This is a genomic window from Phyllobacterium sp. MT110, from assembly GCF_058792715.1.
The window spans coordinates 1,725,449-1,752,043 of record NZ_JBXAFE010000001.1 but is presented as its reverse complement, the minus strand read 5'-3'; the positions used below and the strand labels follow the sequence as shown (position 1 = coordinate 1,752,043).

The 26,595-nt window shown below is 61.6% G+C and carries 24 protein-coding genes; 8 read left to right on the top strand and 16 right to left on the bottom strand.

Annotated elements, in window-relative coordinates; translation table 11 throughout:
- Positions 1 to 91: 91 nt before the first annotated feature.
- The gene (locus AC1Q5O_RS09015) at positions 92 to 352 is read right to left on the bottom strand and encodes a Coa1/Tim21 domain-containing protein (RefSeq protein WP_074291638.1); all 261 of its coding nucleotides are present in this window, start codon (positions 350 to 352) and stop codon (positions 92 to 94) included.
- 141 nt (positions 353 to 493) lie between these two features.
- Here AC1Q5O_RS09015 and AC1Q5O_RS09010 point away from each other — a divergent pair, with 141 nt between their 5' ends.
- A complete protein-coding gene (locus tag AC1Q5O_RS09010; protein WP_223612817.1) occupies positions 494 to 1,396 on the top strand; it encodes a LysR family transcriptional regulator in 903 nt (300 codons plus the stop codon).
- A gap of 192 nt (positions 1,397 to 1,588) precedes the next feature.
- Here the strand turns inward: AC1Q5O_RS09010 and AC1Q5O_RS09005 are convergent, their stop codons facing one another.
- The 8 genes from AC1Q5O_RS09005 to AC1Q5O_RS08970 form a co-directional block, all read right to left on the bottom strand.
- Positions 1,589 to 2,314: a copper homeostasis protein CutC gene (locus tag AC1Q5O_RS09005; protein WP_223612818.1), complete on the bottom strand. Its 726-nt coding sequence runs from the start codon at positions 2,312 to 2,314 to the stop codon at positions 1,589 to 1,591.
- Complete coding sequence (locus tag AC1Q5O_RS09000; protein WP_492562475.1) at positions 2,311 to 3,225, bottom strand: ROK family protein; 915 nt, start codon at positions 3,223 to 3,225, stop codon at positions 2,311 to 2,313. Before AC1Q5O_RS09000 ends, AC1Q5O_RS09005 begins: the two co-directional genes overlap by 4 nt.
- Positions 3,226 to 3,303: 78 nt before the next feature.
- Positions 3,304 to 5,331 carry an ASKHA domain-containing protein gene (locus AC1Q5O_RS08995; RefSeq protein ID WP_472462463.1) on the bottom strand — a complete coding sequence of 676 codons (2,028 nt, stop codon included), beginning with the start codon at positions 5,329 to 5,331 and terminating at the stop codon, positions 3,304 to 3,306.
- 139 nt (positions 5,332 to 5,470) lie between these two features.
- A complete protein-coding gene (locus AC1Q5O_RS08990; RefSeq protein ID WP_463012151.1) occupies positions 5,471 to 6,433 on the bottom strand; it encodes a methyltetrahydrofolate cobalamin methyltransferase in 963 nt (320 codons plus the stop codon).
- A gap of 11 nt (positions 6,434 to 6,444) precedes the next feature.
- Positions 6,445 to 7,311, bottom strand: a complete 867-nt coding sequence (locus AC1Q5O_RS08985) for a methylenetetrahydrofolate reductase (RefSeq protein ID WP_492562474.1) — start codon at positions 7,309 to 7,311, stop codon at positions 6,445 to 6,447.
- A 16-nt stretch (positions 7,312 to 7,327) separates the two neighbouring features.
- Positions 7,328 to 7,630, bottom strand: coding sequence for a virulence factor (locus tag AC1Q5O_RS08980; protein ID WP_091877734.1), 303 nt, complete (start codon positions 7,628 to 7,630; stop codon positions 7,328 to 7,330).
- 190 nt (positions 7,631 to 7,820) lie between these two features.
- Positions 7,821 to 8,405 carry a DUF4893 domain-containing protein gene (locus AC1Q5O_RS08975; protein ID WP_288192463.1) on the bottom strand — a complete coding sequence of 195 codons (585 nt, stop codon included), beginning with the start codon at positions 8,403 to 8,405 and terminating at the stop codon, positions 7,821 to 7,823.
- Between the two features lie 66 nt (positions 8,406 to 8,471).
- The gene (locus tag AC1Q5O_RS08970; RefSeq protein ID WP_492562472.1) at positions 8,472 to 9,104 is read right to left on the bottom strand and encodes a DUF1638 domain-containing protein; all 633 of its coding nucleotides are present in this window, start codon (positions 9,102 to 9,104) and stop codon (positions 8,472 to 8,474) included.
- 69 nt (positions 9,105 to 9,173) lie between these two features.
- On the opposite strand from AC1Q5O_RS08970, the gene AC1Q5O_RS08965 reads away from it, so the two are divergent.
- Entirely contained in the window at positions 9,174 to 9,329 is a 156-nt protein-coding gene (locus AC1Q5O_RS08965) for an entericidin domain-containing protein (RefSeq protein WP_223612824.1), read from the top strand.
- A gap of 86 nt (positions 9,330 to 9,415) precedes the next feature.
- On the opposite strand, the gene AC1Q5O_RS08960 is transcribed toward AC1Q5O_RS08965, so the two are convergent.
- Positions 9,416 to 10,114, bottom strand: coding sequence for a corrinoid protein (locus tag AC1Q5O_RS08960; RefSeq protein WP_091877729.1), 699 nt, complete (start codon positions 10,112 to 10,114; stop codon positions 9,416 to 9,418).
- Between the two features lie 253 nt (positions 10,115 to 10,367).
- Between AC1Q5O_RS08960 and AC1Q5O_RS08955 the strand changes: the two genes are divergently transcribed.
- From AC1Q5O_RS08955 to AC1Q5O_RS08940, 4 genes are all read left to right on the top strand, one after another.
- A complete protein-coding gene (locus AC1Q5O_RS08955) occupies positions 10,368 to 11,954 on the top strand; it encodes a trimethylamine methyltransferase family protein (protein WP_346306714.1) in 1,587 nt (528 codons plus the stop codon).
- Positions 11,955 to 12,040: 86 nt separating this feature from the next.
- Positions 12,041 to 12,727, top strand: a complete 687-nt coding sequence (locus AC1Q5O_RS08950) for a hypothetical protein (RefSeq protein WP_492562469.1) — start codon at positions 12,041 to 12,043, stop codon at positions 12,725 to 12,727.
- A 111-nt stretch (positions 12,728 to 12,838) separates the two neighbouring features.
- Positions 12,839 to 13,387 (top strand): RNA polymerase sigma factor, encoded by a 549-nt coding sequence (locus AC1Q5O_RS08945; protein ID WP_492562468.1) that lies wholly within the window; start codon positions 12,839 to 12,841, stop codon positions 13,385 to 13,387.
- Between the two features lies 1 nt (position 13,388).
- Positions 13,389 to 15,392, top strand: coding sequence for a vWA domain-containing protein (locus AC1Q5O_RS08940; RefSeq protein WP_492562466.1), 2,004 nt, complete (start codon positions 13,389 to 13,391; stop codon positions 15,390 to 15,392).
- A 188-nt stretch (positions 15,393 to 15,580) separates the two neighbouring features.
- On the opposite strand, the gene bmt is transcribed toward AC1Q5O_RS08940, so the two are convergent.
- Together bmt and AC1Q5O_RS08930 are read right to left on the bottom strand one after the other, a co-directional pair.
- Positions 15,581 to 16,594: a betaine--homocysteine S-methyltransferase gene (gene bmt / locus AC1Q5O_RS08935; RefSeq protein ID WP_492562464.1), complete on the bottom strand. Its 1,014-nt coding sequence runs from the start codon at positions 16,592 to 16,594 to the stop codon at positions 15,581 to 15,583.
- 86 nt (positions 16,595 to 16,680) lie between these two features.
- Positions 16,681 to 17,517 (bottom strand): helix-turn-helix domain-containing protein, encoded by an 837-nt coding sequence (locus AC1Q5O_RS08930; RefSeq protein ID WP_492562463.1) that lies wholly within the window; start codon positions 17,515 to 17,517, stop codon positions 16,681 to 16,683.
- 115 nt (positions 17,518 to 17,632) lie between these two features.
- On the opposite strand from AC1Q5O_RS08930, the gene AC1Q5O_RS08925 reads away from it, so the two are divergent.
- On the top strand, positions 17,633 to 18,667 hold the full coding sequence (locus tag AC1Q5O_RS08925; RefSeq protein ID WP_492562462.1) for a fatty acid desaturase: 1,035 nt from the start codon (positions 17,633 to 17,635) through the stop codon (positions 18,665 to 18,667).
- A gap of 9 nt (positions 18,668 to 18,676) precedes the next feature.
- A complete protein-coding gene (locus AC1Q5O_RS08920; RefSeq protein ID WP_492562461.1) occupies positions 18,677 to 19,435 on the top strand; it encodes a phosphate/phosphite/phosphonate ABC transporter substrate-binding protein in 759 nt (252 codons plus the stop codon).
- 129 nt (positions 19,436 to 19,564) lie between these two features.
- Here the strand turns inward: AC1Q5O_RS08920 and AC1Q5O_RS08915 are convergent, their stop codons facing one another.
- From AC1Q5O_RS08915 to AC1Q5O_RS08900, 4 genes are all read right to left on the bottom strand, one after another.
- A complete protein-coding gene (locus AC1Q5O_RS08915; protein ID WP_492562459.1) occupies positions 19,565 to 22,141 on the bottom strand; it encodes a GcvT family protein in 2,577 nt (858 codons plus the stop codon).
- Positions 22,142 to 22,205: 64 nt separating this feature from the next.
- Positions 22,206 to 23,786 carry a trimethylamine methyltransferase family protein gene (locus tag AC1Q5O_RS08910; RefSeq protein ID WP_464661161.1) on the bottom strand — a complete coding sequence of 527 codons (1,581 nt, stop codon included), beginning with the start codon at positions 23,784 to 23,786 and terminating at the stop codon, positions 22,206 to 22,208.
- Between the two features lie 783 nt (positions 23,787 to 24,569).
- Positions 24,570 to 25,640: a quaternary amine ABC transporter ATP-binding protein gene (locus AC1Q5O_RS08905; RefSeq protein ID WP_346307457.1), complete on the bottom strand. Its 1,071-nt coding sequence runs from the start codon at positions 25,638 to 25,640 to the stop codon at positions 24,570 to 24,572.
- Positions 25,633 to 26,520, bottom strand: a complete 888-nt coding sequence (locus tag AC1Q5O_RS08900) for an ABC transporter permease (RefSeq protein ID WP_223612836.1) — start codon at positions 26,518 to 26,520, stop codon at positions 25,633 to 25,635. The genes AC1Q5O_RS08905 and AC1Q5O_RS08900 overlap by 8 nt, the downstream gene beginning before the upstream one ends.
- Between the last annotated feature and the right edge of the window lie 75 nt (positions 26,521 to 26,595).

The following is a 26,595-nucleotide window of genomic DNA, read 5'->3' as shown; positions in this document are numbered from 1 at the left end:
GCCTGCCTGTGTCGCAAAAGCGCAGGTAGAGCGCATGGGAAAGGGAGCAGACGTGGCCCGGTCTGCTCCCTTACACTTGTATTTTCATGATTTATTGGTGCGTACGGTTGAGGTCATTGCCTGCCGCTATCTGACGTTCATACAGATCCGGCCAGCCAATATCGAAACGGATATTTTCCGGCAGGCTGTCCAGCGCGGCTTCCGTCGCCCGCAGCCGCCGCTGCCGGACAATGGTGTTGCGCGAGGCTTCCGCGATTGATGCCACGGTTCCGGCCGTGCGGCTTACGGCGGCGAACAGACGTTCGCTCAAGCTGGCCCGATGTTCGATGTAATGGTCATTGCAGGCACTCATTTTGTTGCTCCTTTTGCTTCAGGCGGCTGTTTTCTGCGGCCTGCCCGTTCTGTGATCTTGACTATCTGCCCAAGTTGATGTTCAATCAAACGAAATTAGAGAACACTATGGTTCAGAAAAATTGATCAAGGAGACGCCGCAATGTCCGCACCGATGCAGCACCCCATTCCCATCCTCGATCTCGATGTCTTGCGCACCTTTGCCATGATTGCCGAAACCGGCAGCTTTTCCAGCGCCGCCAATGCGGTGTTCCGCACGCCCTCGGCGGTGTCCATGCAGATCAAGAAACTGGAGGAGACGCTGGGTCATGTGCTGCTCGAGCGCGACGCGCGGTCGGTCAAGCTGACGCCGAGCGGCGAGCTTCTGCTGGGTTATGCCCGCCGCATGCTGGCGCTCAACCGCGAAACCGTTGCCAAGTTCATTACCCCGACGGTATCGGGCGTTGTCCGCCTCGGTGCGCCCGACGATATCGGCGAAAAGGTGCTGCCCTTCGTGCTCAAGCGCTTTGCCGAATCGCACCCGGATGTCACCGTGGATGTGGTCATCGACCAGAGCAACAGCCTGCGCAAGCGGCTCGACGAGCAGAGGCTGGATGTGACGCTGGTCAATGTCAATGAAACGCTGGCCAAGCTCGATGAGGTCGAAGTTCTGATGACCGAGGATATCATCTGGGCCGGGGCGAAATGCGGTACGGCGCATGAGCGCAATCCGCTGCCGCTGTCCATGTGGGAAGAAGGCTGCATCTGGCGCGCCAATGCCATCAGCGCGCTGGAAAGCGCCGGCAGGGACTATCGCGTTGCCTATATGAGCGCCCATACGATGGGGCAGCGCGCCGCCATCGTGGCCGATCTGGCCGTGGCACCGTTTTCAAAATTCCTGCTGGAGGACAACATGGTCGAACTCGGCGCCGAGCACGGCCTGCCGCCGCTCGGCGAATCGAAGCTCGGCATGCTGGTGGCCAAGAATGCGGGCGCGCATGTCAAAGCCGTCGCCCAGCATCTCCGGGTGTATTTTGAAGGCTATGAACGGACGGGCAAGCTTTAGGGCGGTGATGTTTTCACCCCCCTCTGCCCTGCCGGGCATCTCCCCCACAAGGGGGGAGATCAGCCTTTACTACTGTTTCGATCAGTTCTGAAACATTGCAAAGTCGGCAAAAGCGTTGATGTCGATGTGATCTCCCCCCTTGTGGGGGAGATGGGCGGAAGCCCAGAGGGGGGTGTCAATTCACCCAACACCTCAACGCGTCAGGCAAAATGCTTTCAACGCCTTGACCAGCTCAACACTGGTGCGTTTCTGCGTGGCGGTTTCGAATCCGAGCCGCTGCGCGGCGGCGCTGACCGGTTCTGCCGGAACCGCGCAGGACGAATGGATTTCCCGGAACGGAATGCGCTGCAGGAGTGCGTCCGCATTGCCGATATTCACGCCGGAGCCGGGCATGATTTTGATCCGCCCGGCGGCGAAAGCGAAGGTCGTTTCCAGATCGCCGATCCCCTGCGCCGAGGTCGGCATCCGGCCGGATGTGAGAATGCGCTCGAAACCCAGTCCGACAGCGGTTTCAACGGCTTCGCCGAGGTCGGGCACGAGATCGAAGGCCCGGTGCAGCGTCACGCCCAGCCCGTCGCAATTGCGCATGAGGCGTTCCAGCGTGGCATGGTCGAGGCTGCCATTGGCGTGGTTCGCGCCGAGAACGACACCGGCAAGGCCCGCACTGCGGATCATGTCGATTTCCCGCAGCATGGCATCGATATCGGCTTCACCGAAAACGAAATTGCCGGGGCGCGGGCGGATCATCGCATAGATCGGGATGGGTGAGGCAATCGCCTGGCCGATCAGGCCCGGTGTTGGCGTCAATCCGCCGAGTTCCAGCGCCGAACACAGTTCCACCCGGTCGGCACCGCCCGTTATGGCAGCGGCAAGGCCGTTGGAATCATCGACGCAGACTTCCAGGAGAATGCCGCTCATCGTGTTTCGCCCATCAATCCGAGAACGCCGGCACCGATCAGGCCGGGTTCGATTTTCAATTCTCCGGGGATGACCAGCGGCTTGCCGGTCTTCCACAGGATGCGGTCACGCACCGCCCGGTCCAGCCGCTCGATCAGCGGAACGGCATTGGCGAGGCCGCCGCCGACGGGTACAACCGATGCGCCGACGACGTTGAGCGTCATGGCCAGCGGGCCGCTGACGATATCGATGTAGCAGTCGATGGTGCGCTCGGCCGCCGCGTCGCCCCTGTTCCAGGCGGCGATGATTTCGGTGCTCGGCAGGTCGACACCGTGGATATGGGCGTGCAGCCGCTCCATGCCGCGCGCTGCGCCCACCGCGTCGACACAGCCCACCTGGCCGCAGCCGCAGGCATAGCGCGGAATGGCGATGGGCGGATTGCCGGCCCAGGTTGCGGAAATCGGCCCATGGCCCCATTCTCCGGCAAAACCGCCGGCGCCTTCATGGATCTTGCCGTTGATGACCAGCCCGCCGCCGACACCGGTGCCGAGAATGATGCCGAACACCACGCGGTGGCCGCGTCCGGCGCCGACAACGGCTTCCGACAGGGCAAAGCAGTCGGCATCATTGGCGACAAGCACCGGACGGCCCAGTTTCTCGCTGAGGTCCTTTACCAGCGGGCGGTTGTGGATGCAGGGAATATTGGCGCAGGTGATCCGGCCGCTGTCGGCGTCGACCACCCCGGCGATGGAAATCGAGATCAGCGATGTCGGACCGGCGCCGCCATCCGCCGCAATTTTTTCGATGGCACCGGCAAAGGCGTCGAAATCATGCAGGGGCGTCGGCACTTTGGGCAGCGGCCGTATGTCTTCGGGCGCATAGGCCATTGCACCCTTGATGGCCGAGCCACCGATGTCAAAGCAGGCAATCATGGGGAAACAGGTCCGGAATCAATCATGGTGGATGTTGATAGCGGAATTTCCCCGCGCGGCAAACTCAAGTGAATGGATTTATTCGCGCGACCGGCGGGCGGCCCTGTCCTCGCGTGAGCGGCGGCGCGGCGTGGCATCGCCCGCCTGGCCATCCTCGCCGACATTCTTGCGCGGCGGCAGGGTGACGGCCAGCGACAGCTTGGGGAAGGGGTCGATCTTGTTGGGCATGGCCATGGCATAGACGAAGTGCTCCTGGAATTTTGGCTCCAGCGCCGTCTCGATCTTTTCGATGCGGGTGACGGTGTCTTCGATCTCGCGTCGGTAGTCGCGGTTGAGCAGCGCCATGCGCGCGCCCGTGCCTGCCGCATTGCCGACCGCCTTCACCTTGTCGAGGTCGCAATCGGGGATGAGCCCGAGCACCATGGCGTATTTCGGATCGATGAAGGAACCAAAAGCTCCGGCAAAGCGGATCTGGTCGACATGGTCGATGCCCTGCTTGTCCATCAGCAGCTTGACGCCGGCATAGAGCGCGGCCTTGGCCAGCTGGATCGCCCGCACGTCGTTCTGCGTGATGATGATGGTCGGCGACCCCTCATGCAGCAGATAGGAGAAGGTACGGCCCGTTGGCCGGATGCGCGGTGATTTGGCGGCAAGGCTGCCATCCACCACGCCATCTTCGGAAATGATGCCGGAAAGGTACATTTCCGCGACGACTTCGATGATGGCCGAGCCGCAGATGCCGGTGATGCCGCTGGCCTGTACCGCTTCGGCAAAGCCTGCCTCATCGGACCATTGTTCCGTGCCGATGACGCGGAAGCGCGGCTCCAGCGTCAGGGGATCGATGCGCACGCGTTCGATGGCACCGGGCGCGGCGCGCTGGCCGCCGGAAATTTCGGCGCCTTCGAAGGCGGGGCCGGTCGGGGAGGAGGCGGCAACGGTGCGCTGGCGGTTGCCGAGCACGATTTCCGCATTGGTGCCGACATCGACGAGCAGCATCATCTCGTCCTGCCGGTGCGGGCCTTCCGCGAGCGTCGCTGCAGCGGCGTCGGCGCCGACATGGCCGGCGATGCACGGCAGCATGTAGACCCGCGATCCGGGATTCATGGCAAGGCCGATTTCGCTGGCTTTCAGATGCACCGCACCGGACACGGCAAGCGCAAAGGGTGCGCCGCCGAGTTCCGTGGGGTCAATGCCGAGGAAGAGGTGGTGCATGATCGGATTGCCGACAAAGACCGCATCGAGAATGTCTTCGCGCGCCACATTGCCCTCGGCGCAGACCCTGCCGATCAGTTCATTGATGGCTTCGCGCACCGCATTGGTCATGCCTTCGCGGCCGTCCGGGTTCATCATGACGTAGGAGACGCGGCTCATCAGGTCTTCGCCGAAGCGGATCTGCGGGTTGGACGTTCCGGCCGAGGCAATGGTGCGCACCGACAGCAGCGACGACAGGTGCATGGCGATGGTGGTGGAACCGATATCGCAGGCGATGCCATAGGCTTCGTTCTTCAGGCCCGGCCACAGGCCGATCATCACCGGCCGCGATGTTTCCTCGTCGTGGTGGATGGCGGCGGTAACCGACCATTCGCCCTTGCGCAGGATCTTCTGGATCTGCGGCAGCAGATAGGCGTCCACGTCGAGATTGCGGATGCCCCATTCCTTTTCCAGCGCTGCCTTCAGGCGATCGAGATCGCCCAGCGGCTTGTGCATGTCGGGCTCTTCCACCTCGACATAGCACATGTGCACGGCGGGATTGCGCTCGATGATGCGCGTATCGGCATCCTTGCGCACGACCTGCGCATTGACCTGCACGTCCTGCGGCACGTCGACGACGAGATCGCCCAGAATGGTCGCCGAGCAGGAAAGGCGGCGCCCGTCCTTCAGGTCGCGCTTTTCGGCATAGCGCTTTTCCTTGGGGCCGAATTCGGAAATGTGGTCGTTGGAGGAGGTGATGCCGTGCTTGGCGAAGCGGCCTTCCTGCACGTCGATCTGGCAGCGGCCGCAGATGCCGCGCCCGCCGCAGACGCTTTCCACATAGACACCCAGGGTCCGCGCCGCTTCCAGCACGGTCGTGCCGACTGGAAAATGCCCGCGCTTGCCCGACGGCATGAACAGGACAAGTGCGTCCTTTGCCGATGCTTCACTGTCTTTCACGGGTGCGTCCACGATCAATGCTCCAAGACTTCAAGGCGAGGGGCATTCACGCCCGCCGCCTTTCTATGCCGAGCGGTTGGCCCGGTGCAAACAGTCAGCCTGCGGCGCCGCGCCGCGCTTCACGGCCACCACGCCGCCGCGCGCCGCCATTGGCGTCGGCTGGCACCGAAACAGCAGGCGCTGCCCCGGCCGCGGCCGGCTGGTGGTCGCGATATTTCTTGATCCAGTAGGTGCAGTTGGCGTCGGTGCCGTTGAGGACGTTGGCGGCGTGCACCGCTTCCATTTCCTGCGGACGGCAGGGATTCATGATCGCCGATGTCATGCCGGCGCCGATCACCATGGGAATGAACCCGGCATTGATGCCGTGACGATGCGGCAGGCCGAAGGAGATGTTGGAAAGGCCGCAGGTGGTGTTGACCTTCAGTTCCTCGCGCAGGCGGCGCAGCAATGCGAAAACCTGGCGGCCCGCATCGCCGAGTGCGCCGATCGGCATGACCAGCGGATCGACAACGATGTCATGCGCCGGAATGCCGAAATCGGCGGCGCGCTGCACGATCTTCTTGGCAACGGCGAAACGCACGTCCGGGTCCATGGAAATGCCGGTCTCGTCGTTCGAGATGGCGACGACGGGAACGTTGTATTTCTTGATCAGCGGCAGGATGGCTTCAAGCTTTTCCTCTTCACCGGTGACGGAATTGACCAGCGGGCGGCCCTTGGCAACCTTCAGTGCAGCTTCGATGGCGGCGGTGACGGAACTGTCGATGGACAGGGGAACGTCGACGAGGTTCTGCACGATTTCCAGGGTCTTGACGAGAAGGCCCGGTTCCGTCGCATTGGGATCGACGGCGGTGACGCCCGCATTGACGTCGAGCATCGTTGCGCCGGCAGCAACCTGCTCCAGCGCGTCCTTGATGACCGTGTCGAAATTGCCTTCGATCATCTCGGCCGCGAGTTTCTTGCGGCCGGTCGGATTGATGCGCTCGCCGATCACGCAGAAAGGCTGGTCAAATCCGATGATGATTTCTCTGGTCGCCGAGGCAACGATGGTGCGGGTCATTCAGGCAATCCTTAATTCGCTGCTGCGGATGCGTAGTGGCCGGTTGCGACGTTCCAGGAGCCGCGATCGACCAGCCATTCGGAGGACTTCTTCAGGCCGCCGAACGGGAAAATGTGGATCTGCTTGATGGCGGAGGCCGGGCTGTTGATGACATGCTGCTCGATCGGGCCGACCACGCCTTCCGGCGAATGGCTGGTGGCGAGCGCTGTCAGCGACAGGGCGTTCTTCTTCAGGAAGCTGATCGAGTTGCCGACGCCGCACATGGCGGCATATTTGATCAGCGTGGTGATCTTGGCGGGACCGGCAACGCCGAGATGCACGGGCAGATCAACGCCATGTTCGCGCAGGGATTCGGCATAGCGGATGAAACGCTCGGCGTCGAAACCGAACTGCGTGACGACGCGCAGACGGGCGCCGGTGCGCTCGCCGAAATTCTTCTTCAGGCGCAGGGCTTCCAGTGCCACGGCCTCGGAAAACTCCGGGCTGCCTTCGGGATGGCCGGCAACGCCCATCTCGGTGATGCCGTATTTGTCGAAAAAGCCGGTTTCCAGCACTTCCATGGTGGAGGAGAACTCGCCGGCCTGCCGTTCGAGGCCGCCGCCGATGACCAGCACGTCGGTCACCCCTGCTTCTTCAGCGGCGCGGCGGATGCGGGTTTCAAGGGCTGCCCGTGTTCCAAGGCGGCGGGAGGCGAAATGCGGCACGGGCTTGTAGCCGAGATCATGAATGCGCTTGGCGGCAGCGGTGAGCGTGTCCACGCCATCGGTGCCCATGTCGGTGATGTAAACACGCGTCCCTTCCGGAAACAGACCCGGCAGGTCCTGTGAGTCAATCGCCTGGCGCGCGGCCACTTCGATGGATGCTGCGATCTTTGTCATTGGCTTTGCTTTCAATTCATGAATTGTCATGTCCGCCTGCCTTTACCAGCGCTACAAGGCGCTCCCGATGATATTCGCTGTCGATACGGGCGAGGGCTGCATCAGCCTCTGCGTCCAGATCGTCACTCACCGGCACCGGTGTTCCCCGGCGCCATTCTGCCAGATAGGCGTCCGAATCCCGGGCGCCTATGCGCATCGCACACATGTCGATGGCCTCAGTAAATCGAAGAGGAAGTTCACGTTTTGCGGCCTGGCGTCCCTTTTTGACGGTCACCTGAGCAGGAATGTCCCGCCAATAAACGACAATGAGATCGGCCATGCACTTTATCCTCCAACGAGGACCGTTTTGCCGGAAAATCAGGGGTTAAGCTTGCTATCTCACGACGTGCGCGCCCTCAAATGCGACGTGCACCATTGTTGCTTTTGCGACAGGGATTTTAGCGGGATATCTGTCTTCAACCCCGGTCCCCCATGAATGGCCGGGGTGACATTGCAATCACGCGTCGTCTTCAGCGCTTGAATTCCATGACGTTGAGCAGGGATTCGTAATAGGGTGCCGGGAATTCGATGCGAAAGGCGTTCTTGCCGGTGCGGTAGGCATAACCGGCTTCGTCGGTTTTCGGACCTGCGCCGTATTTCACCGGTTTCTGATCCGCGACATAGCCGGTGCCGAGATAGGTCAGGCGCGTGTCGCTTTCGGTGTAGAACCGGCCCTTTGTGCGCTGCGAGCCCGTCACCTTTTCCAGCGCCCAGCCCGAGCCGTCGTCGGTGACCCTGCACTTGAACCAGCCATAGACAACGAGTGCCGGGGCCATGCCGCCAAGCTTGATTGTCCGGCACTGCCAGTTGCCGGTCATGTCGAAATCCTGGCTGAACGGCAGGCCGGGCCGCTTCAAGAGGTCATCGACCAGGCGCACATCCGCCGCAGTCCCGCTCGCCCTGGCCTGCGTCAGGGCCTTGGCCTTTGTCTGCTCGTATTGTTCGAGACGCTTGCTGTCAGACGCGGTGATGATCCTGGTGATTGCGCCATCCGCATGGGCGGCAGTCAGCATGCTCAGGCCGATCATGACGGCAAAAAGGCTTCGAGACACCATGGAACTGTCCTTTGTATTCGATTCCGTTGGAGGCAACATGCCGATTTGGGGACAGAAAGGAAAGCGTCAAGGCGCGGCGGGTGCCGCCGCCCGTGTCAGGGCGGGGACCAGATCGCCATAGGCGGTAAAGCGCCGCTCATAGGCAAGGCCGAGAAATTCCGCGGCCCGTTCCGCATTGGCATCGAGTTTGGGGTCGTCGGTCTGGGCGAGGTAGATCATCTTGGTGTAATTGCCGAAATACATGTCGCGCAGTTCCGGATGCCGGTCGAGGCCAAGCGGCTTGACCATGAAGGCCTGGAAATGCCGGGCGAGGAAGTCGGTCATGAAGAACGACGTCATGTCGTCCTCCCATCGGGAGGCAAAGGCGTCGTTGCCGACATAGAACGAGAAGCAGTGCGGCCCCGCGATTCGCTCCACGCCATGCTTCGCGCAGACCTGATCGAGCAGGCCGCCGGTGCCGCAATCGGCATAGCCGACGAAGATACGCTTGATGCCTTCAGCCTTGGCCCGTACAATGGCCCGGTCAACCGATGGGGCGATTTTCTGGGGGTAATGGTGATAAACGGCGGGCAGGCATTTCAGTTCGATATGATCGAGGCCGAATTGCTCGCGGATGGCCAGTATTTCGCGGGCAATCATGCCACAGGCGATCACCCGGACCTTTTCCGGCGTATTATTCGAGTTCCGGCTTATATTCATGGAACTGATTTCGCTCCATCGCGTTATGCGAACGTTGATTAAATTCTATCAGAACGGGAGACCCTGTCCATGAAACTATCACGCGTTGTACCAATTGCCGCTGTTCTTGCTGTCGTCGCTCTTGCCGGCTGCGCCAACACCATCCGCGGCATGGGTGCAGATACAGCCAATACCGTGAATGCGACCCAGTCCGCTGGTCACAGGGTTGTAAAAGCTGCCAACTGATCCCCAGGTCTGAGAAGGCCGATTTCAGCAAACCCATATTATGTTTGAAAAACGGCCGCATTTGGATGCGGCCGTTTTGTTCCGGTTCAGGCGCCGGACATCTGGTTGTGCTTGCGCTTCATGTAGTCCTTGGCGGTTTCCACCGCGACGGCCGCATCGCGGCAATAGGCGTCGGCACCGACGGCCTTGCCGAATTCCTCGTTGAGCGGAGCACCGCCGACCAGCACGACGTAATCGTCGCGAATGCCCTTTTCCTTCATCGTGTCGATGACGACCTTCATGTAGGGCATCGTCGTCGTCAGCAGGGCGGACATGCCGAGAATGTCGGGCTTGTGCTCTTCGATGGCGGCGAGATAGTTCTCGACCGGGTTGTTGATGCCAAGGTCAATGACGTCGAAGCCCGCGCCTTCCATCATCATGCCGACGAGATTCTTGCCGATGTCGTGAATGTCGCCCTTCACGGTGCCGATGACGAGCTTGCCCTGTTTCGGCGCGCCGGTGGCGGCAAGGAGAGGGCGCAGGATGAACATGCCGGCTTTCATCGCATTGGCCGACAACAGGACTTCCGGCACGAAGAGGATGCCGTCGCGGAAATCCTCGCCGACGATGCGCATGCCTTCGACGAGCGCTTCGGTCAAAACCCTGTAGGGGACCCAGCCGCGCTCGAGCAGGATATTGGTGCCTTCCTCGATTTCTTCCTTCAATCCGTCGTACAGATCGTCGTGCATTTGTTCGACGAGTTCGTCGTCCGAAAGCTCCGAAAGAATGATTTCATCGTCGGCCATGGGTGTTCTTCCTCTCAAGCGTTATGCACAGCTTTGTACCGGTACTGGCATTCCCTTAACATATCGGGCAAGTTGCTGAAAACGCATTGCTTAAATGCGACCTCGTAAATGACGAAAACGACTGTCTGTTTGTCTTCCATGCGCCATTGTTTGACGCACACGGGAACGCCCCGATATGTGTCGCGGGTAGGATTTGGGTGTTGAGGTCATGACCGAAGAACCAATCCGCGCATCAAGCGCCTGGAGAGAGAAAATGAATCAGGAAACGCCAGCCGACGCACCCGTGGACACTGCAGAAAGCGGCGGACGCCGCGGGCGCGGTGCCGGTGCAGGCGCTGCTGCACGCCGTGCCGCCCGTTCCGGCGGCGGCCCGGGCAAGTCGCTCACCTTTATCACGCGCAAGATTCGCGAATATGAAGTGCTGGATGAGGAAGGGCTGGCGCTGATCGAAGCCAATGCCGATACCGTGCTTGAAGAAGTCGGCATCGAGTTCCGCGACGATGCGGAAGCCCTGCAGCTCTGGCGCGAAGCCGGTGCCGATGTCAAAGGCGAGCGGGTGCATTTCCCCAAGGGGCTTCCCCGGTCGCTTTTGAAAACCGCGCCGTCGGTCTACACGCAGTATGCGCGCAATCCCGAACGGTCCGTACAGATCGGCGGCAAGGCCACGGTGTTCGCACCGGTCTACGGTCCGCCCTTCGTGCGCGATCTCGACGGCAACCGCCGCTACGCGACCATCGAGGACTTCAACAATTTCGTGAAGCTCGCCTATATGGCGCCGTCGATCCATCATTCCGGCGGCACCGTGTGCGAGCCGGTGGATGTGCCCGTCAACAAGCGCCATCTCGACATGATCTATGCGCACATCAAATATTCCGACAAGCCGTTCATGGGCTCGGTCACCGCGCCCGAGCGCGCGGAAGACACGATTGCCATGTGCAAGCTGGTGTTCGGCGAGGACTATCTCGACCAGAACACGGTCCTGACCAGCCTGATCAACGCGAACTCGCCGATGGTCTTCGACGAGACGATGGTCGGTGCGCTGAAGGTCTATGCCCGCAACAATCAGGCCTGCATCGTCACGCCGTTCATTCTCGCCGGTGCGATGAGCCCGGTGACCGTCGCCGGCACGCTGACGCAGGTTCTGGCGGAGGTGCTGGCCGGTGCGTCCTTCACCCAGCTGATCCGTCCGGGCGCTCCGGTGATTTTCGGCACCTTCGCCTCGTCGATCTCGATGCAGTCTGGCGCGCCGACATTCGGCACGCCGGAACCTTCGCTCGTCTCCTACGGCGCGGCACAGCTGGCGCGGCGTCTCGGACTGCCGTTCCGTACCGGCGGTTCGCTCTGCGCCTCGAAGGTTTCCGATGCGCAGGCGGCCTATGAAAGCGCCAATACGCTGAACTCGACACTGCTGGCCGGGACGAATTTCGTGCTGCATTCGGCCGGCTGGCTTGAGGGCGGTCTCGTGTCCTCCTATGAAAAGTTCATGATGGACATCGATCAGCTCGGCATGGCGCAGAAATTTGCCGAAGGCGTCGACCTCTCGGAGAACGGCCAGGCCATGGACGCGATCCGCCAGGTGGGCCCGGGCAGCCATTATCTCGGCTGCGACCACACGCAGGCGAATTTCCAGACGGCGTTCTACCGCTCGAACATTGCCGACAACAATTCCTACGAGCAATGGCTGGCCGAAGGCGAAAAACGTGCCGACCAGCGCGGCAACGAGCTGGCACGGCGCTGGCTTGAAAGCTACGAGGCGCCGTATCTCGATCCGGCCATCGACGAATCGCTGAAGGAATTCATCGCCAAGAAGAAGGCGTCGATGCCCGACGCATTCACCTGAAAGAAGCCCGAGGACGGCCGGGCTAAAGTGGCCAATCTGATCCATCAGGAAGTCTGGGCCTCTGCTGTCAAAGGTCCGGGCCCCGGATGATCTTTGCCGATCCTTTCCTTGACCAGATCACCGCCGCGCTGGAACCGCATGGTCTCGTTCCGCGCGGCGGTTTCGTGTTTGGACCCGATGAGGCAGCGCCCGGCCTGCACGGCGGTGCTGCAGCCCGCAGCGTGGTGCTCATCGGCCATTTCGGCTCATCGATCTGGCCGCATTTTACCCGGTGGCGGCAGTCGCACCGCGATCAGCCCGATCCGCTGGATGCATGGTCCAAGGCGGTGCTGACGCAAGTTGCGGTCGAACTGGACGGGCAGGCGGTGTTTCCGTCGGACAGGCCCTATCTGCCCTTCCAGCAATGGGCGAAGCGGGCGGAAGGCCTGTCTGCTTCGCCGCTGGGGCTGCTGATCCATCCCGAATATGGGCTCTGGCAGGCGTTTCGCGGGGCGCTGCTGTTTGACAGGGCAATCGGTTTTCCCGCTGTCCCGTTGAACAACCATCCCTGCGATACCTGCATCGAAAAGCCCTGCCTGCGCGCCTGTCCGGTCGATGCTTTCGACGGCGCGCGCTTCGCTGTGGACCGCTGCCGCAGTCATCTCGCGGTGCCGGAAGGCGCGCTTTGCATGGACGGCGGGTGTCTTGCCCGCCTGGCCTGTCCCGTCGGCCGTGAACACGCCTATACGGCGGACCAGCAGCGCTTTCACATGGCGGCATTTGCCGCGGCCTGACGTCAGCCAAAAAATATTTTGATTGATTGCATTTTTTCACCCAAGGATTGACGCCGTCGCATCGTCAAAGCTGCGATGAACAGGGTGACAGGCATTTTGGATACTTCCGGATTGACGGATGACACGGCGGATAGTTCAACCCTTGTGGCGCAGGCGCGGGCAGGGAACCGCAGCGCATTCGGGCTCCTGATCGAGCAGAACTACGATTTCATCCACCGCATCGCCTGGCGCTGGTCGGGCAACCGCAACGATGCGGAGGATATTGCGCAGGATGTCTGCATCAAGCTCGGCAGTGCGATCCGGCAATGGCGCGGCGAGGGGCTGCTGCGCACCTGGCTCTACCGGATGACGCTGAATGCCGCGCGTGATCACCTGCGCCGCCATGCGCGCGAAAAGCGCAAGGCCGAGGCCTATCACCGCGAACTGCTGAGTGACGCTCCCCCTCCCGATGCCGGGGATGATGACGTCACCGCCCTGTGGGCGGCGGTCAAGACATTGCCTGACAAGACCGCGGATGCCGTCCTGCTGGTCTATGGGGAGGGCTTGAATCATGCGCACGCAGCCGAAGTGCTCGATTGCGCCGAAGCCACGGTTTCGTGGCACATCCACGATGCCAAGAAACGGCTGAAGCGCATCCTGCGCGCGCCGGAGGGCTTTTGATATGACCGACGATCAGGACCTGAACCAGCTCGGCCGCAAGACGCCGCCACCGCCTGCCGATGCAGCCAGGCGCGCCGCACTGCAGGCGGCCATGCGGGCGTTCGACGACGCCGATGCAAAAAAAACTGCAGTGCAGACCCAAGGAAGCGGATTCGTCCGGCGTCTCAGTTCCATCGCAACCCAATTGTGGAGTGAAACGATGGAAAAGAAATTGCTGCTGACGACATCGGCCCTCGGCGGCCTGCTGATCCTGCCGGTCGCGGGTTATATCTCCTGGAATATGATGCACGACCCGCGCATGCTGGCGGGGGATCAGCAGGCTCCCGTCACGATAGAGGCGCAGCAGCCGCAGGTCGACGAGCCGAAACCCGTGCAGCCGCAACCTCTGCCAGCGGTTGAACCGGCGGCACCGAGCCAGCCGGCCGTCAAGCAGGCGCCGCTTGCCAGGCAGATCGAGGCACTCAGCAGTTCGAAAACCGTCGGGCAGGCAAGTTCGGCCGCCGAAAAGCCGGTGGCGATGGCTCCCATGCCCGCGCCCGCCGTGGAAATGGCGCAGGACAGCATTGCCCCGCAGCAACCCTCGGGCGACCGGGTCCAGCGGTTCGACACCAATCCGGTCAAGCGCGTGGCCGATGATCCGGTATCGACATTCTCGATCGACGTGGACACGGCATCCTACGCCATGGTGCGCCGCGCGCTGAAGGACGGTGCCTTGCCCGATCCCGACAGCGTGCGCGTCGAGGAGATGATCAATTATTTCCCCTATGACTGGAAAGGGCCGCAGAGCCGCGAGACGCCGTTCAACACCACGATCACCGTGACGCCGACCCCGTGGAACCAGAACACCAAGCTGATGCATATCGGCATCAAGGGCTATGATGTCGTCCCGGCGGAAAAGCCGCGCGCAAACCTGGTGTTCCTGATCGATGTCTCGGGATCGATGGATGAGCCGGACAAGCTGCCGCTGCTGAAATCCGCTTTCCACATGCTGGTGGGCAAGCTTGATCCCAAGGACAAGGTGTCCATCGTCACCTATGCGGGCAATGCCGGGACCGTGCTGGAGCCGACGGAGGTGAAGGACAAGGCAAAAATCTTTGACGCGCTGAACCGGCTGGAAGCGGGCGGATCGACGGCGGGCGAAGCGGGTATCAAGGAGGCCTATCGCCTCGCCAGGGCCAATTTCGTCAAGGACGGCGTCAACCGCGTGATGCTGGCCACTGACGGCGATTTCAATGTCGGCCAGTCCAGCGACGATGAACTGAAGACACTGATCGAGGACGAGCGCAAATCCGGCGTGTTTCTGTCGGTCTTCGGGTTCGGCGAGGGCAATTACAACGATGAGATGATGCAGGTTCTGGCGCAGAACGGCAACGGCACCGCCGCCTATATCGATACGCTGGCCGAAGCGGAAAAGACGCTGGTGCAGGAAGCAACCTCGACGCTGTTTCCGATTGCCAAGGATGTGAAAATCCAGGTCGAGTTCAATCCGGCGACCGTCGCAGAATACCGGCTGATCGGCTACGAAACCCGTGCCCTCAAGCGCGAGGATTTCAACAATGACCGCATCGATGCCGGTGAAATCGGCTCGGGGCATACGGTGACGGCGATCTACGAGATCACGCCGAAGAACAGTCCGGCGGTGCTGACCGACGACCTGCGCTACGCCAAGCCGAATGCAGCAACTGCCGATGCGAAAGCGGGATCGGACGAATATGCCTTCTTCAAGATCCGCTACAAGCTGCCGAACGGGGACGTCAGCAAGCTGATCACGACGCCCGTGACCAAGGCCAATGAGGTTTCGGCAGCCGCATCGGACGATGTGCGGTTCTCCACGGCCGTTGCCGCCTTTGGTCAGAAGCTGCGCGGGACGGATAGCCTGGCGAGCTACAGCTATGCCGATATCGCCAGGCTCGGCGCGGGATCGCGCGGCGACGATGCCTTCGGCTATCGCAGCGAGTTCCTGTCGCTGGTGCGGCTGGCCGATGCGCTGGATGGTGAGAAATAGGTTTGTTGCATTGTTGAAAAGCAAATGGCCGGGATTTCCCGGCCATTTTTGTCTCGAAGGATTGCAGGATCAATGTGCGTGGTTCGACAAGCTCACCATGAGGGAAGTGGTTTGATTGCAGCCCACAAGCTCCCTCATGGTGAGCTTGTCGAACCACGCACCACGACATTGCCTCAAAGGGCGCGATTTCAGCCCCGGCGGCCGCGGCGCTCGCGCTTGGGCAGGTCATCGGCATGGGCGGACAGCTTGTTGCGCATCGGCCCGATGGTTTCGATGATGGTCTCTACCGTCGGCCTGATGCCGCTGACATGGCTGTCGAGCGCCTTGCGCATGGCGGCCAGATGCACGAACGAGGTGCCGCAGCAGCCGCCGATGATTTTTGCGCCGCCGTCAATTGCCATATGCGCATAATTGGCCATGAGCTCCGGCGTGCCGGAATAGAAAATCTCCGCGCCGCGGAATTCCGGAATGCCGCAATTGCCCTTGATGACGATGGTGGCCTGCGGATCGGCCTCCGACATGTCGAGCAGCGACGCAAGAATATCCGAGGCGCCGACACCGCAATTGGCGCCGACGGCGACAGGGCGCGCGGCAAGTCCATCGACGACGGCGTGAATATCCTTCGGCGGCAGGCCCATCATGGTCTTCCCCGCCGTATCGAACGAGCCGGTATAGACATAGGGCAGGCCGACCTTGACGGCCGCTTCTGCAGCGGCACGGATTTCACCGGGTGCGGACATGGTTTCGATCCAGGCCACATCGACGCCGCCGGCCTTCAGGCCTTCCAGCTGTTCGGTGAAGGCGGCAACGGCGTCCTCTTCGGTCAGTGCGCCAAGCGGCACCAGCAGCTCGCCCGTCGGTCCGACCGATCCGGCGACGATTACCTTGCGCCCCGCCTTGTCGGCGACGGCGCGCGCGAGTTCGGCGGCCTTCCTGTTCAGCTCGAACACACGGTCCTGCGCGTGATGCAGTTTCAGGCGATGCCGCGTGCCGCCGAAGGAATTGGTGAGGATGATGTCAGCCCCCGCATCGACAAAGCCCTGATGCAGGGCAAGAATCTTTTCCGGCTGGGCTTCATTCCACAGTTCCGGGGCTTCACCAGCCTCAAGACCCGATGCGAACAGGTTCGTGCCCGTCGCGCCATCAGCCAAAAGGACACCTTTTTCAGCAAGAAGTTCGGCAAGCGGATTGGCTGTGGTCATGGCGCGTTCCTATGGTGCTATTTAGATAACGATATAAGGAAGTCTTTATATGTGGTCAATCTTCATTTGCGACAAGTGCTGCCGCATCATTCGGCCTTGAGCGTGGAAATATAGGCGGCGACCTCGTGCGCGTTGATCTTTGCCACGCGGATCAGCCCGTCGAAATGCCGCTGCATGGTCAGGACAGCTTCCGTGGTGTTGAGGACAAGATACATCTCGCCGACGAAAATCGCGGCGCGGTAGGGGCCGAAGACCGTGTAGGGCACGGAGAAGCGCTCGCGCCCGTCGAACAGATAGAGCCGGAAGGACGGGTAGAGCTCGTCGATCAGCACGCTCATCCGTTGCAGCTGTTCTTCCCGGATATCGCGGGACAGGTCGCCCCAGATGCCGCCGCCCTTGGCGAAATCGCGCAGGGTCTGGTAGGGCATGCACACTTCCATATCCGTGCCGGGCTGGCGGTTGTAGTCCAGCCGGAACGCGGTTTCGGCGATCTGGGTGACGGGGTCGCGGTGCACCAGCGATGTCTCGTAGGCGATCACCGCCTGGGTGCGCAGGAGGTCGGGAATGCGGGCCGGGACATAGCGGATCTTGCTGCCCGAGGCCTCCGCATGCCAGCGCACCAGCAGCGTCCGCTCAAAGCCGTCGACACCCTCCTCGATCTCCATGCTGGCGCGCAGTTCGCCGATGATGCCCTCGTCCTGGCTGAGGCCCAGCAGCCAGTCCAGCGAAACGGCATAACGTTCGGCAATGTTGAGCAGCGTTTCCACGCGCGGCAGGCGGGTGGACTGGCCGGACAGGAGCTGGGAGAGGGCGGAGCGGTCGATGCCGACCGCTGCCGCAAAGGATGACTGGTTGTTGCCGCTGCGGTTGAGCAGGCTCCTGATCCGCTCCTGAAACAGGCGCGACAGATCGCGTTTGTCCATTTTTCCGCCTCTTTGTTTACTGAGTACAACAAATGCAAGATTTGGTGCGCAAAATCAACGGTTTCTCACAATAATATCATTGCTGACAGTTTTGGACAGTGAGACCATGAAAATCATGGAATCAGAAGTACATACAGCAGAACCAACTGACAAAACCGGCCGGGAACGCAAACACCCCGGCATCGAATGGCCAACCATTGGCTTGATGCTCGTCTGCTACGGACTGTGGTTCGCAGCCGGAGCATACGTCTATCCCGCCATGCCGTTCGCGGCCCTGGCGCTGATGGCGGTGGCGGTGGCGTTTCACTCCTCGCTGCAGCACGAAGCCCTGCACGGACATCCCACACGCAGCGGCTGGCTGAACGAGCTTCTCGTCTCCCTGCCACTCGGCCTGTTCTATCCCTATCGCCGCTACAAGCATCTGCACCTGAAGCACCATGCGGATGAACGGCTGACCGATCCCTATGACGATCCGGAGAGCTATTACCGGGCGCTGGGCGACTGGGATAAACTGCCGGGTGCTCTGAAAACCCTGCTGCGCTGGAACAATACGCTCATTGGCCGGGTTGTCATCGGGCCGGTCCTCATGGTGATCGGCTTTCTTATCAGCGAGGCCAGGCTGATTTCGGGCGGCGACCGCAAGGTCCGCAATGCCTGGTTGTCACACGCCGCCGGGCTGGTCATTCTGGTTGCGCTGTTGCTGGCGTTCGGCATTCCGCTCTGGCTCTATGCCGTGACATCGGCCTATGCGGGGTTGTCGATCATCGCCATCCGCACCTATTGCGAGCATCAATGGTCCGAGCGTCCGGATGGCCGCACGATCATTGTCGAGAAATCGCCGCTGGCGCTGTTGTTCCTCAACAACAACCTGCATTTCGTCCATCACAAGCGGCCGACCGTTCCGTGGTACAAGCTGCCGAAGCTCTACAGCGAGCAGCGGGAGGAGTGGAAAGCCATGAATGGCGGCTACGTCTTCCGCAACTATTTCGAGATCCTGCGCGCCTATGCCTTCCGCAGCAAGGAGGAGGTTGCGCACCCGGTGCTGCGCCGCGAACCGGCAACGGCCCGGGCTTTCCACCCGCGCCGCCACGGCATTTCCCTGCAGGGCGGCACCAGCGTGCCTATTCCCGCCGAGCCTCCGACAGAGTAACATTCCCGCATGATCCCTATTGCAGCTTTGCCGATGTATGATTGGCCGGAACGCCGCGCCGAAGTGGATGCGCAGTGGCTTGTCCTGCGCGACAGACTGCGGGCCAAAGGTTTTGACGCACCGGATTACCTGACGCGGCGCAATGGCGACCTGCCGCCCGTTCCCGGCGGTATCCGTGATGCCTCGGGCGCGGTGATTGCGCCCGATCCCGCAACGCTGCCGCCCCACGAACTTGATCTGCCGACGCTGTGGCGCCATCCGGCGCTCCTGCTCGCCCAGACGTGCTGGGGACCGATGGAACTCGGCCTTGCCGCCCATGTGCATGTGGCGGGGCAGGACGACTATTCCGGCGTGGCGGGCGGCGATGAGGTGTTCTATTCCAGCGCGCTTGTCATGCGCCGGGGCGAGGGGCTGGCGGTTCCGGCACCGCGCGGCGGCGAACCGGTCCTGCCGGTGGATCGCCTGCGCGGCAAGCGTCTTGCCTTCAACAGTCCTGATTCCATGTCGGGCTATCTCGCCATCGAGCGCGACCTGGCGCTGCGGGGCGAGGGGTTCAACCTGTTCACGCGGCTTGTCGAGACCGGCGGCCACCGCCTGTCCATCGGGGCGGTGGCGTCAGGCCGCGCCGATGTCGCCGCGATCGACTGCAAATCGTGGGCGCTCGCCCAGCGTCACCATGAGGCCGCCAGTGCCCTCATCGTCGTGGGCTGGACGGGCAGGCGCAAGGGCCTGCCCTTTGTCTCGGCGTTTGAGGGTGTGGCTGTTTAGATCCACATTGCATATCTATCGTGCGTGGTTCGACAAGCTCACCATGAGGGAACTGGGTGGGCTGCAATCCTCAACCTCCCTCATGGTGAGCTTGTCGAACCACGCACCACAGATTCTGCAGCGATCCGATCACCCGCGCATTTTGGCACCGGATGGATCGAAGGGCGGCTCGATGTTGATACGGGCGGCGCGGCGAAGACCCAAAATCTCGACCTCGAACAGCCCGGCATTCTCGTTGTCGGCAAGCTCGGCGGGCACATAGCCCTGTGCCATGGAATGGCCGACATGATGGGCATAGCCGCCCGACGTGACCCAGCCGACCACGCGCCATTCACCCTGCACCGCACCCTTGTCGCCTTCGAAGGACACGACCGCGCCCGCATCGTTGAAGCGCGGTGCGCCGATGCCATGCCCGGCCTCGACGACGCCGTAATCCTTGCTGACCCTGGCCCAGATCGGCTCGTCGCCCATGACATCGGCAGCGCCATTGCCATGTGGCACGTCGATGATCAGCGAGACCCGCCGCAGCTTCTTGCTGGTCCCGGCATCGAATTCGGCCTTTTCCTGCGCTGCAGCCTCGCGGCCGATGAAGTCGTTCTTGCCAAGCTTGATGAAACGATCCATCGAGCCTTCATAAACGCCGTAGATCGGGCGCAGTTCGCGGAACCAGGTCGGGAAATTCTTCTCAAGCCGCATGGAGAGCAGCGCACGCATGCCGAAATCGACAATGCCGAATTCCTCGCCCGCAGCCTTGATGGCGGTATAGACCAGCCGCTGATAGGCCGGCTCCATCCAGATTTCGTAGCCGAGATCGCCGGTATAGGAAATGCGGTTGACCTTGCAGGGCGCACCGCCGACGGCCATTTCGCGGAAATCCATGAACCGGAAGGCAGCGTTCGACACGTCCTCGTCGACGAGTTTGGCGAGAAGGTCACGTGCTTTCGGTCCGGCGATGGACAGGCCGACCAGCGTCTGGTCGAAGCGGTGGATATGCACCGTCCCGTCTTTCGGCTGGTGCCGCTGGAACCAGCGCATGTGATAGCGCTGGGCGGCGGACGAACCCCAGATGAGGAAACGGTCTTCGGCTGCCTTGGCGATGGTGAAATCGCCGATCAGCTTGCCCTTCTCGTTCAGCATGGGGGTGAGGACCAGCCGGCCGGCTTTCGGCATCGTGTTGGTCATCAGGCGCGACAGGAAGGCTTCAGCCCCGCTGCCGGTGACTTCGTATTTGGCGAAGTTGGCGATTTCGGTGACGCCGACCCGCTCACGCGTGGCGCGGACCTCATTGCCGATATGCTCGAAATCGTTGGAGCGGTGATAGGAAACGATATCTTTGGCTTCGGTGCCCTTGGGTGCGAACCAGAGCGGGGTTTCAAGACCCCAGGAATCGCCCATGACGGCGTTCTGCGCCAGCATGGTGTCATAGAGCGGCGTGGTCTGCTGCGGCCGTGCGGCGGGCAGTTCCTCGTTGGGGAAGCGGATGGAGAAGCGGCGCGAATAGTTTTCGCGCACTTTTGCGTTGGTATAGCGCAGCGTGGCCCATTCGCCGAAGCGCGCGACATCCATGCCCCAGACGTCGAAGCCGGGTTCGCCGTGCACCATCCAGTTGGAAAGGGCAAGACCGACGCCGCCACCCTGGCTGAACCCGGCCATGACGGCGCAGGCGGTCCAGTAATTGGTCAGGCCGGGAACGGGACCGACGAGCGGGTTGCCGTCGGGTGCAAAGGTGAAGGGGCCATTGATGATCTGCTTGATGCCGGCCTTTTCGATGCCGGGGAAATGCTTGAAACCGACTTCGAGGGAGGGGGCGATGCGGTCGATATCCGGAGCCAGCAGTTCATGGCCGAAATCCCACGGGGTGTTGACCGGCGACCACGGCTTGGCCGCCTTCTCATAGGTGCCGAGCAGGATGCCGTTGCGTTCCTGCCGCGTGTAGATCTCGCCCTTGAAATCCATGACGCCGATCAGTTCGCGTCCGGTCGACTGGTTGAATTCCATCACTTCCGGAACGTCTTCGGTGAGGAGATACATGTGCTCCATCGCCAGAACCGGCAGTTCGAGGCCGACCATGCGGCCGACTTCGCGCGCCCACAGGCCGCCGCAATTGACCACATGTTCGGCCTTCACTGTTCCCTGTTCGGTGACGACGTTCCAGGTGCCGTCGACTTCCTGCGTCAGTTCGACGACGCGGTTGCGCAGGGAAATCTCGGCGCCCAGCTTGCGGGCGGCCTTGGCATAGGCGTGGGTGGTGCCGGATGGATCGAGGTGGCCTTCGACGGGATCCCACATGGCGCCGACGAAATTGGTTTCGTCCATCAGCGGGAACATGGCCTTGGCTTCGGAAGGGGTGATCAGCTCCGTATCCATGCCGAGATAGCGGCCCCGCGCATGGGCAAGGCGCAGGAAGTCCATGCGCTCTGGACTGTCGGCCATCATCACGCCGCCGGTCAGATGCAGGCCGCAGGACTGGCCGGAGAGTTCCTCGATTTCCTTGTAGAGGCTGACCGTATAGGCCTGCAGCTTGGCGACGTTCGGATCGCCGTTCAGCGTGTGGAAACCGCCTGCCGCGTGCCAGGACGATCCCGATGTCAGCTCCGAGCGTTCGATCAGCAGGACATCGGTCCAGCCGGCGCGGGCGAGATGGTAAAGGACCGAACATCCGACTACGCCGCCGCCAATGACTACTGCTTTAACGTGCGATTTCATTCACTTATGCCTCTTGTATGGAAATGTGATTCAACGTGTTGTGCGTTTGATTCCGGTGCGGCGGTCAGAAGTCGGTCGGCGCGCCGCCCTCGGCCTTGCGCCGGGCGACGAAGGCATTGATCTCTTCTTCGATGGCCGGGTCGATGGCGGGCTTCTCATAGGTGGCAAGCCGTTCCTTCCAGACCCGGTTGGCGCGTTCGATGGCCGTGGGCGAACCCGCCTCCTGCCACGTCTCGTAATTGCGCCAGTCGGAAATGATCGGGGCGTAGAAGGCCGTCTTGTAGCGCGACTGGGTGTGGGCGGTGCCGAAGAAATGGCCGCCGGGACCGACATCGCGCATGGCTTCGATGCCGAGCGCGTCGTCCGACAGGTCGAGCGGGGTCAAAAATTCCGCTACCATCTGCAGCAGGTCGAAATCGAGGATCATCTTTTCGTAGGAGCAGCAGAGGCCACCCTCCAGCCAGCCGGCGGAATGCAGCATGAAATTGCCGCCGCCCTGGATCGCGCCCCACAGCGAGAAGACGGATTCATAGGCCGCCTGTGCATCGACCGTGTTGGCGGCGCAGACATTGGAGGTGCGGTAGGGGATCTTGTAGCGGCGGGCAAGCTGGCCGCCGACCATCTGCGCCTTCATGTATTCCGGCGTGCCGAAGGCGGGTGCCCCGGATTTCATGTCGACATTGGAGGTGAAGCCGCCATAGCCGACCGGCGCACCCTTCCTGACCATCTGGGTGAAGGAGATGCCGGCGAGCGCTTCGGCATTCTGCTGCACCAGCGCCCCGGCGATGGTCACCGGCGCCATGGCGCCCGCCAGCGTGAACGGCGTGACGATGACGATCTGGCCGTTGCCCGACATATGGATGATGCCCTCCATCATCGGCACGTCGAGCTTCAGCGGCGAATTGGTGTTGATGATGGTGTAGCAGGAGGCCTCGTTCTGCAGCTGCTCCTGGCTGATGCCGCGGGCAAGACGGGCGATCTCGATACCATCCAGATTGCGCTCCTTGCCGAGCGAATAGATATGGAATGCCTTATCGGACAGAGTCGCGAGATCGCGGATGCATTCGAGGTGGCGCACCGAGGGATGGATGTCGATCGGCTCGACGGGATAACCGCCCGTGGTGTTGATGATGTTGTGCATCTGCGCCAATTTGACGAAGTTGCGGAAATCCGCCTGGTTGCCGGAGCGCCGGCCATTGTCCGTATCGGAGCAATTGGGCGCCGAACCCATCTGCGCGAAAATCAGGTTGTTGCCGCCGAAGCGCACATTGTGCGCGGGATTGCGGGCATGCAGGGTGAATTCCGACGGCGCATAGCCGACATATTCAAGAATCATGTCCTTGTCGAAATGCACGCGCTGCGAGCCGGGGCGCACGTCGGCGCCTGCCGTCTTCATGATCTCGCGCGCACCGTCATGCAGCACGTCGACGCCGATCTCCTGCAGGACGCGCAGCGAGGCATTGTGGATCGATTCCAGCTCGTCGTCGGAGATGATCTTGGTCGGCGTGAACGGGATTTTCAGCTGCCGGAACGGCGGCTGGTCGAAAGCGCCGCTTTCAACGCTGCGGGGGCGGGAGCGTCCGCCACGCCGGCCATGATCGCGTGCCGTTGCGGGGATTTCGATGTCTGCTGCCGGTTCACTCATAGCTCATGCCCTTCACTTGCGATGGTGCCACTATCACCAGAGATGGGGCAATCGTGCGCGGCCTGAGCGACGCCGAGCGCAAGGGAAGCGACATGGGTGGCGGACGGGTGAAATGGGCGGGTTGCGTGGTTTACAGTGCGTGGTGCGTGGTTCGACAGGCTCACCATGAGGGAAGTGGTTTGGTTGCAATGCTAATCGCAAAAGTTGCGAGAATAGTGCTCCCTGCAATCCTCAACTTTCCTCATGGTGAGCCTGTCGAACCACGCAGGATTGTTCTGCAACGCTCTTCTCCGTTGCCACGCCCGCTGTCGCGTCTGGCTGTTGAAAGGTGGGAAAGACGGGCGGTCCCTGGAACGCGGGTCTTGGGTATTCTGGTATGCAATGCTTGCGATCCTGGGACCACCCGCCCCGACGTTTTCAAGCTTTGCCCAATGGTCCACCACCGGGCCAAGCCTCCCCGGCAGCACAGGTTTTCTCCCTGTGAAGCCGAAGCGCCGATCCTTTCCCGACTTTCGAAAGTTTCCGGAAGCATTCCCGCCGGAAAGGACAGGGATGAGAATAACGTGGGTTGGGAAGTGGTGGATAAGTTGGCGTGGTTTTTCATGAAGAGGGTCTTTCACCCCCTCTGTCCTGCCAGACATCTCCCCCACAAGGGGGGAGATCAGCTGTCACGATTGTTTCAGCCAATCTTCAACACTGAGAATAGCGCGAAAGCGTTCCTGCCAATGTGATCTCCCCCCTTGTGGGGGAGATGGGCGGCAGCCCAGAGGGGGGTGGGAACGCCTACTCCGCCGCCTGATGGGTCAGATGGCTGATGGGGGTGACCATCGCCTGGATCAGGTTGTTCATGCTGATGACGCCGAGCGGCTTGCCGGCCTCATCAACAACCGTTGCGTGCTGCTGGTTGGCGTCGGTCATGGTCTTGGCCGCTTCCTCGAGGATCGTTCCGGTCATAACCGTCACGCCGCCCGCATTGGCCGAGCCGTCGCCCTTGGTCGAGATGGTGTCGACCATGATCACCCGGCCGCGGTTCACTTCCTTGACGAAGCTCGAGATATATTCGTCCGCAGGTTTCAGCACGATATCCTGTCCCGTGCCCTGCTGCACCACCTCGCCATCGCGCAGGATGGCGATCCGGTCGCCGAGCCGCAGCGCTTCGTCGAGATCGTGGGTGATGAACACCACGGTCTTCTTGATTTCCTTCTGCAGGTCGAGCAGCACGGACTGCATATCCATGCGGATCAGCGGATCCAGGGCGGAAAAGGCTTCGTCCATGAGCAGGATCGGCGCGTCATTGGTGAGCGCACGGGCAAGACCCACACGCTGCTGCATGCCGCCCGAAAGCTGGTTGGGATAATTCTCCTCAAAGCCTTTCAGGCCGACGCGCTCGATCCAGCGCCGTGCCTGTTCTTCCTGCTTTGCCCGGCTCAGGCCCTGGATTTCCAGGCCATAGACCGTGTTGTCGAGCACCGTGCGGTGGGGAAGCAGCGCAAACTTCTGGAAAACCATCGCTGTCTTGTGGCGGCGAAACTCGCGCAGGTCGTTCTGGTTCATCTTGCAGACATCGGCGTTGCCGATGATGACCTCGCCGACCGTCGGATCGATCAGCCGGTTGATGTGGCGGATCAGCGTCGATTTGCCCGAACCCGAGAGGCCCATGACCACCTGGATGCAGCCGGCGGGCATATCGATATTGATATCGCGCAGGCCGAGCACGTGGTTGTATTTTTCGTTGAGCTCGGTCTTGGTCATGCCTTTCTTGACGGCATCGACGTAAGCTCCCGGTTTCTGGCCGAAAATCTTGTAGAGATTCTTGATCTGGATACCGGCGCCCTGAACGGAACGATCAGCCATGAACCACCTCCTGGTGCTTTTGAAGGCGCATGCCATAGGCCTGGCTGACGCGGTCAAAAATGATGGCAATGCCGACAATGGCAAGACCGTTGAAAAGTCCGAGCGAGAAGAACTGGCCGTTGACCGAACGCAGAACCGGCTGGCCGAGGCCCTGGACGCCGATCATCGAGGCGATGACCACCATGGCGAGCGCCATCATGATCGTCTGGTTGATGCCGGCCATGATGGTGGGCAGGGCGAGGGGGATCTGCACGTTCTTCAGGCGTTGCCAGCTGGATGAGCCGAAGGCATCGGCCGCCTCGAGCACATCCTTGTCGACGAGCCGGATGCCGAGATTGGTCAGGCGGATCATCGGCGGAATGGCGTAGATCACCACGGCGATGAGGCCGGGCACCTTGCCGATGCCGAGCAGCATGACCACGGGAATGAGGTAGACGAAGCTCGGCATGGTTTGCATGACGTCAAGGATCGGGTTGACGATGCGCTGGAAACCGTCGGAACGGGCCATGATGATGCCGATGGGAATGCCGACGACGACCGAGACGACGGTGCCGACGAAAATCATCGCGATGGTCTTCATCGCATCGCTCCACATGTCGAAATAGCCGATCAGGAGCAGGGTGATGACCGTTCCGGCCACGATCTTCCAGTTGCGGCTGGCGAGCCAGGCAATGCCGGCGATCAGCAGGACCATGATCGGCCAGGGCGTCGTCGTCATGAATTTTTCGGCCTGGATCAGGAAGTATTGCAGCGGCTGGAAAAATGACTCGATCACATCGCCGTAACTGCGGGTGAAGGCCTTGAAGCCCTCATCCATGGTTTTTTTCAAATTGCGGAGTGTCTCGTCATTCATTTTCGGGAATGAGTAGAACCAATCCATATGGTGCGTCCCCTTCTTTGTGGGTCATCAAATGACCATCGCGACCGGACGCGGCAACGTTCGGCCCATTCGGGA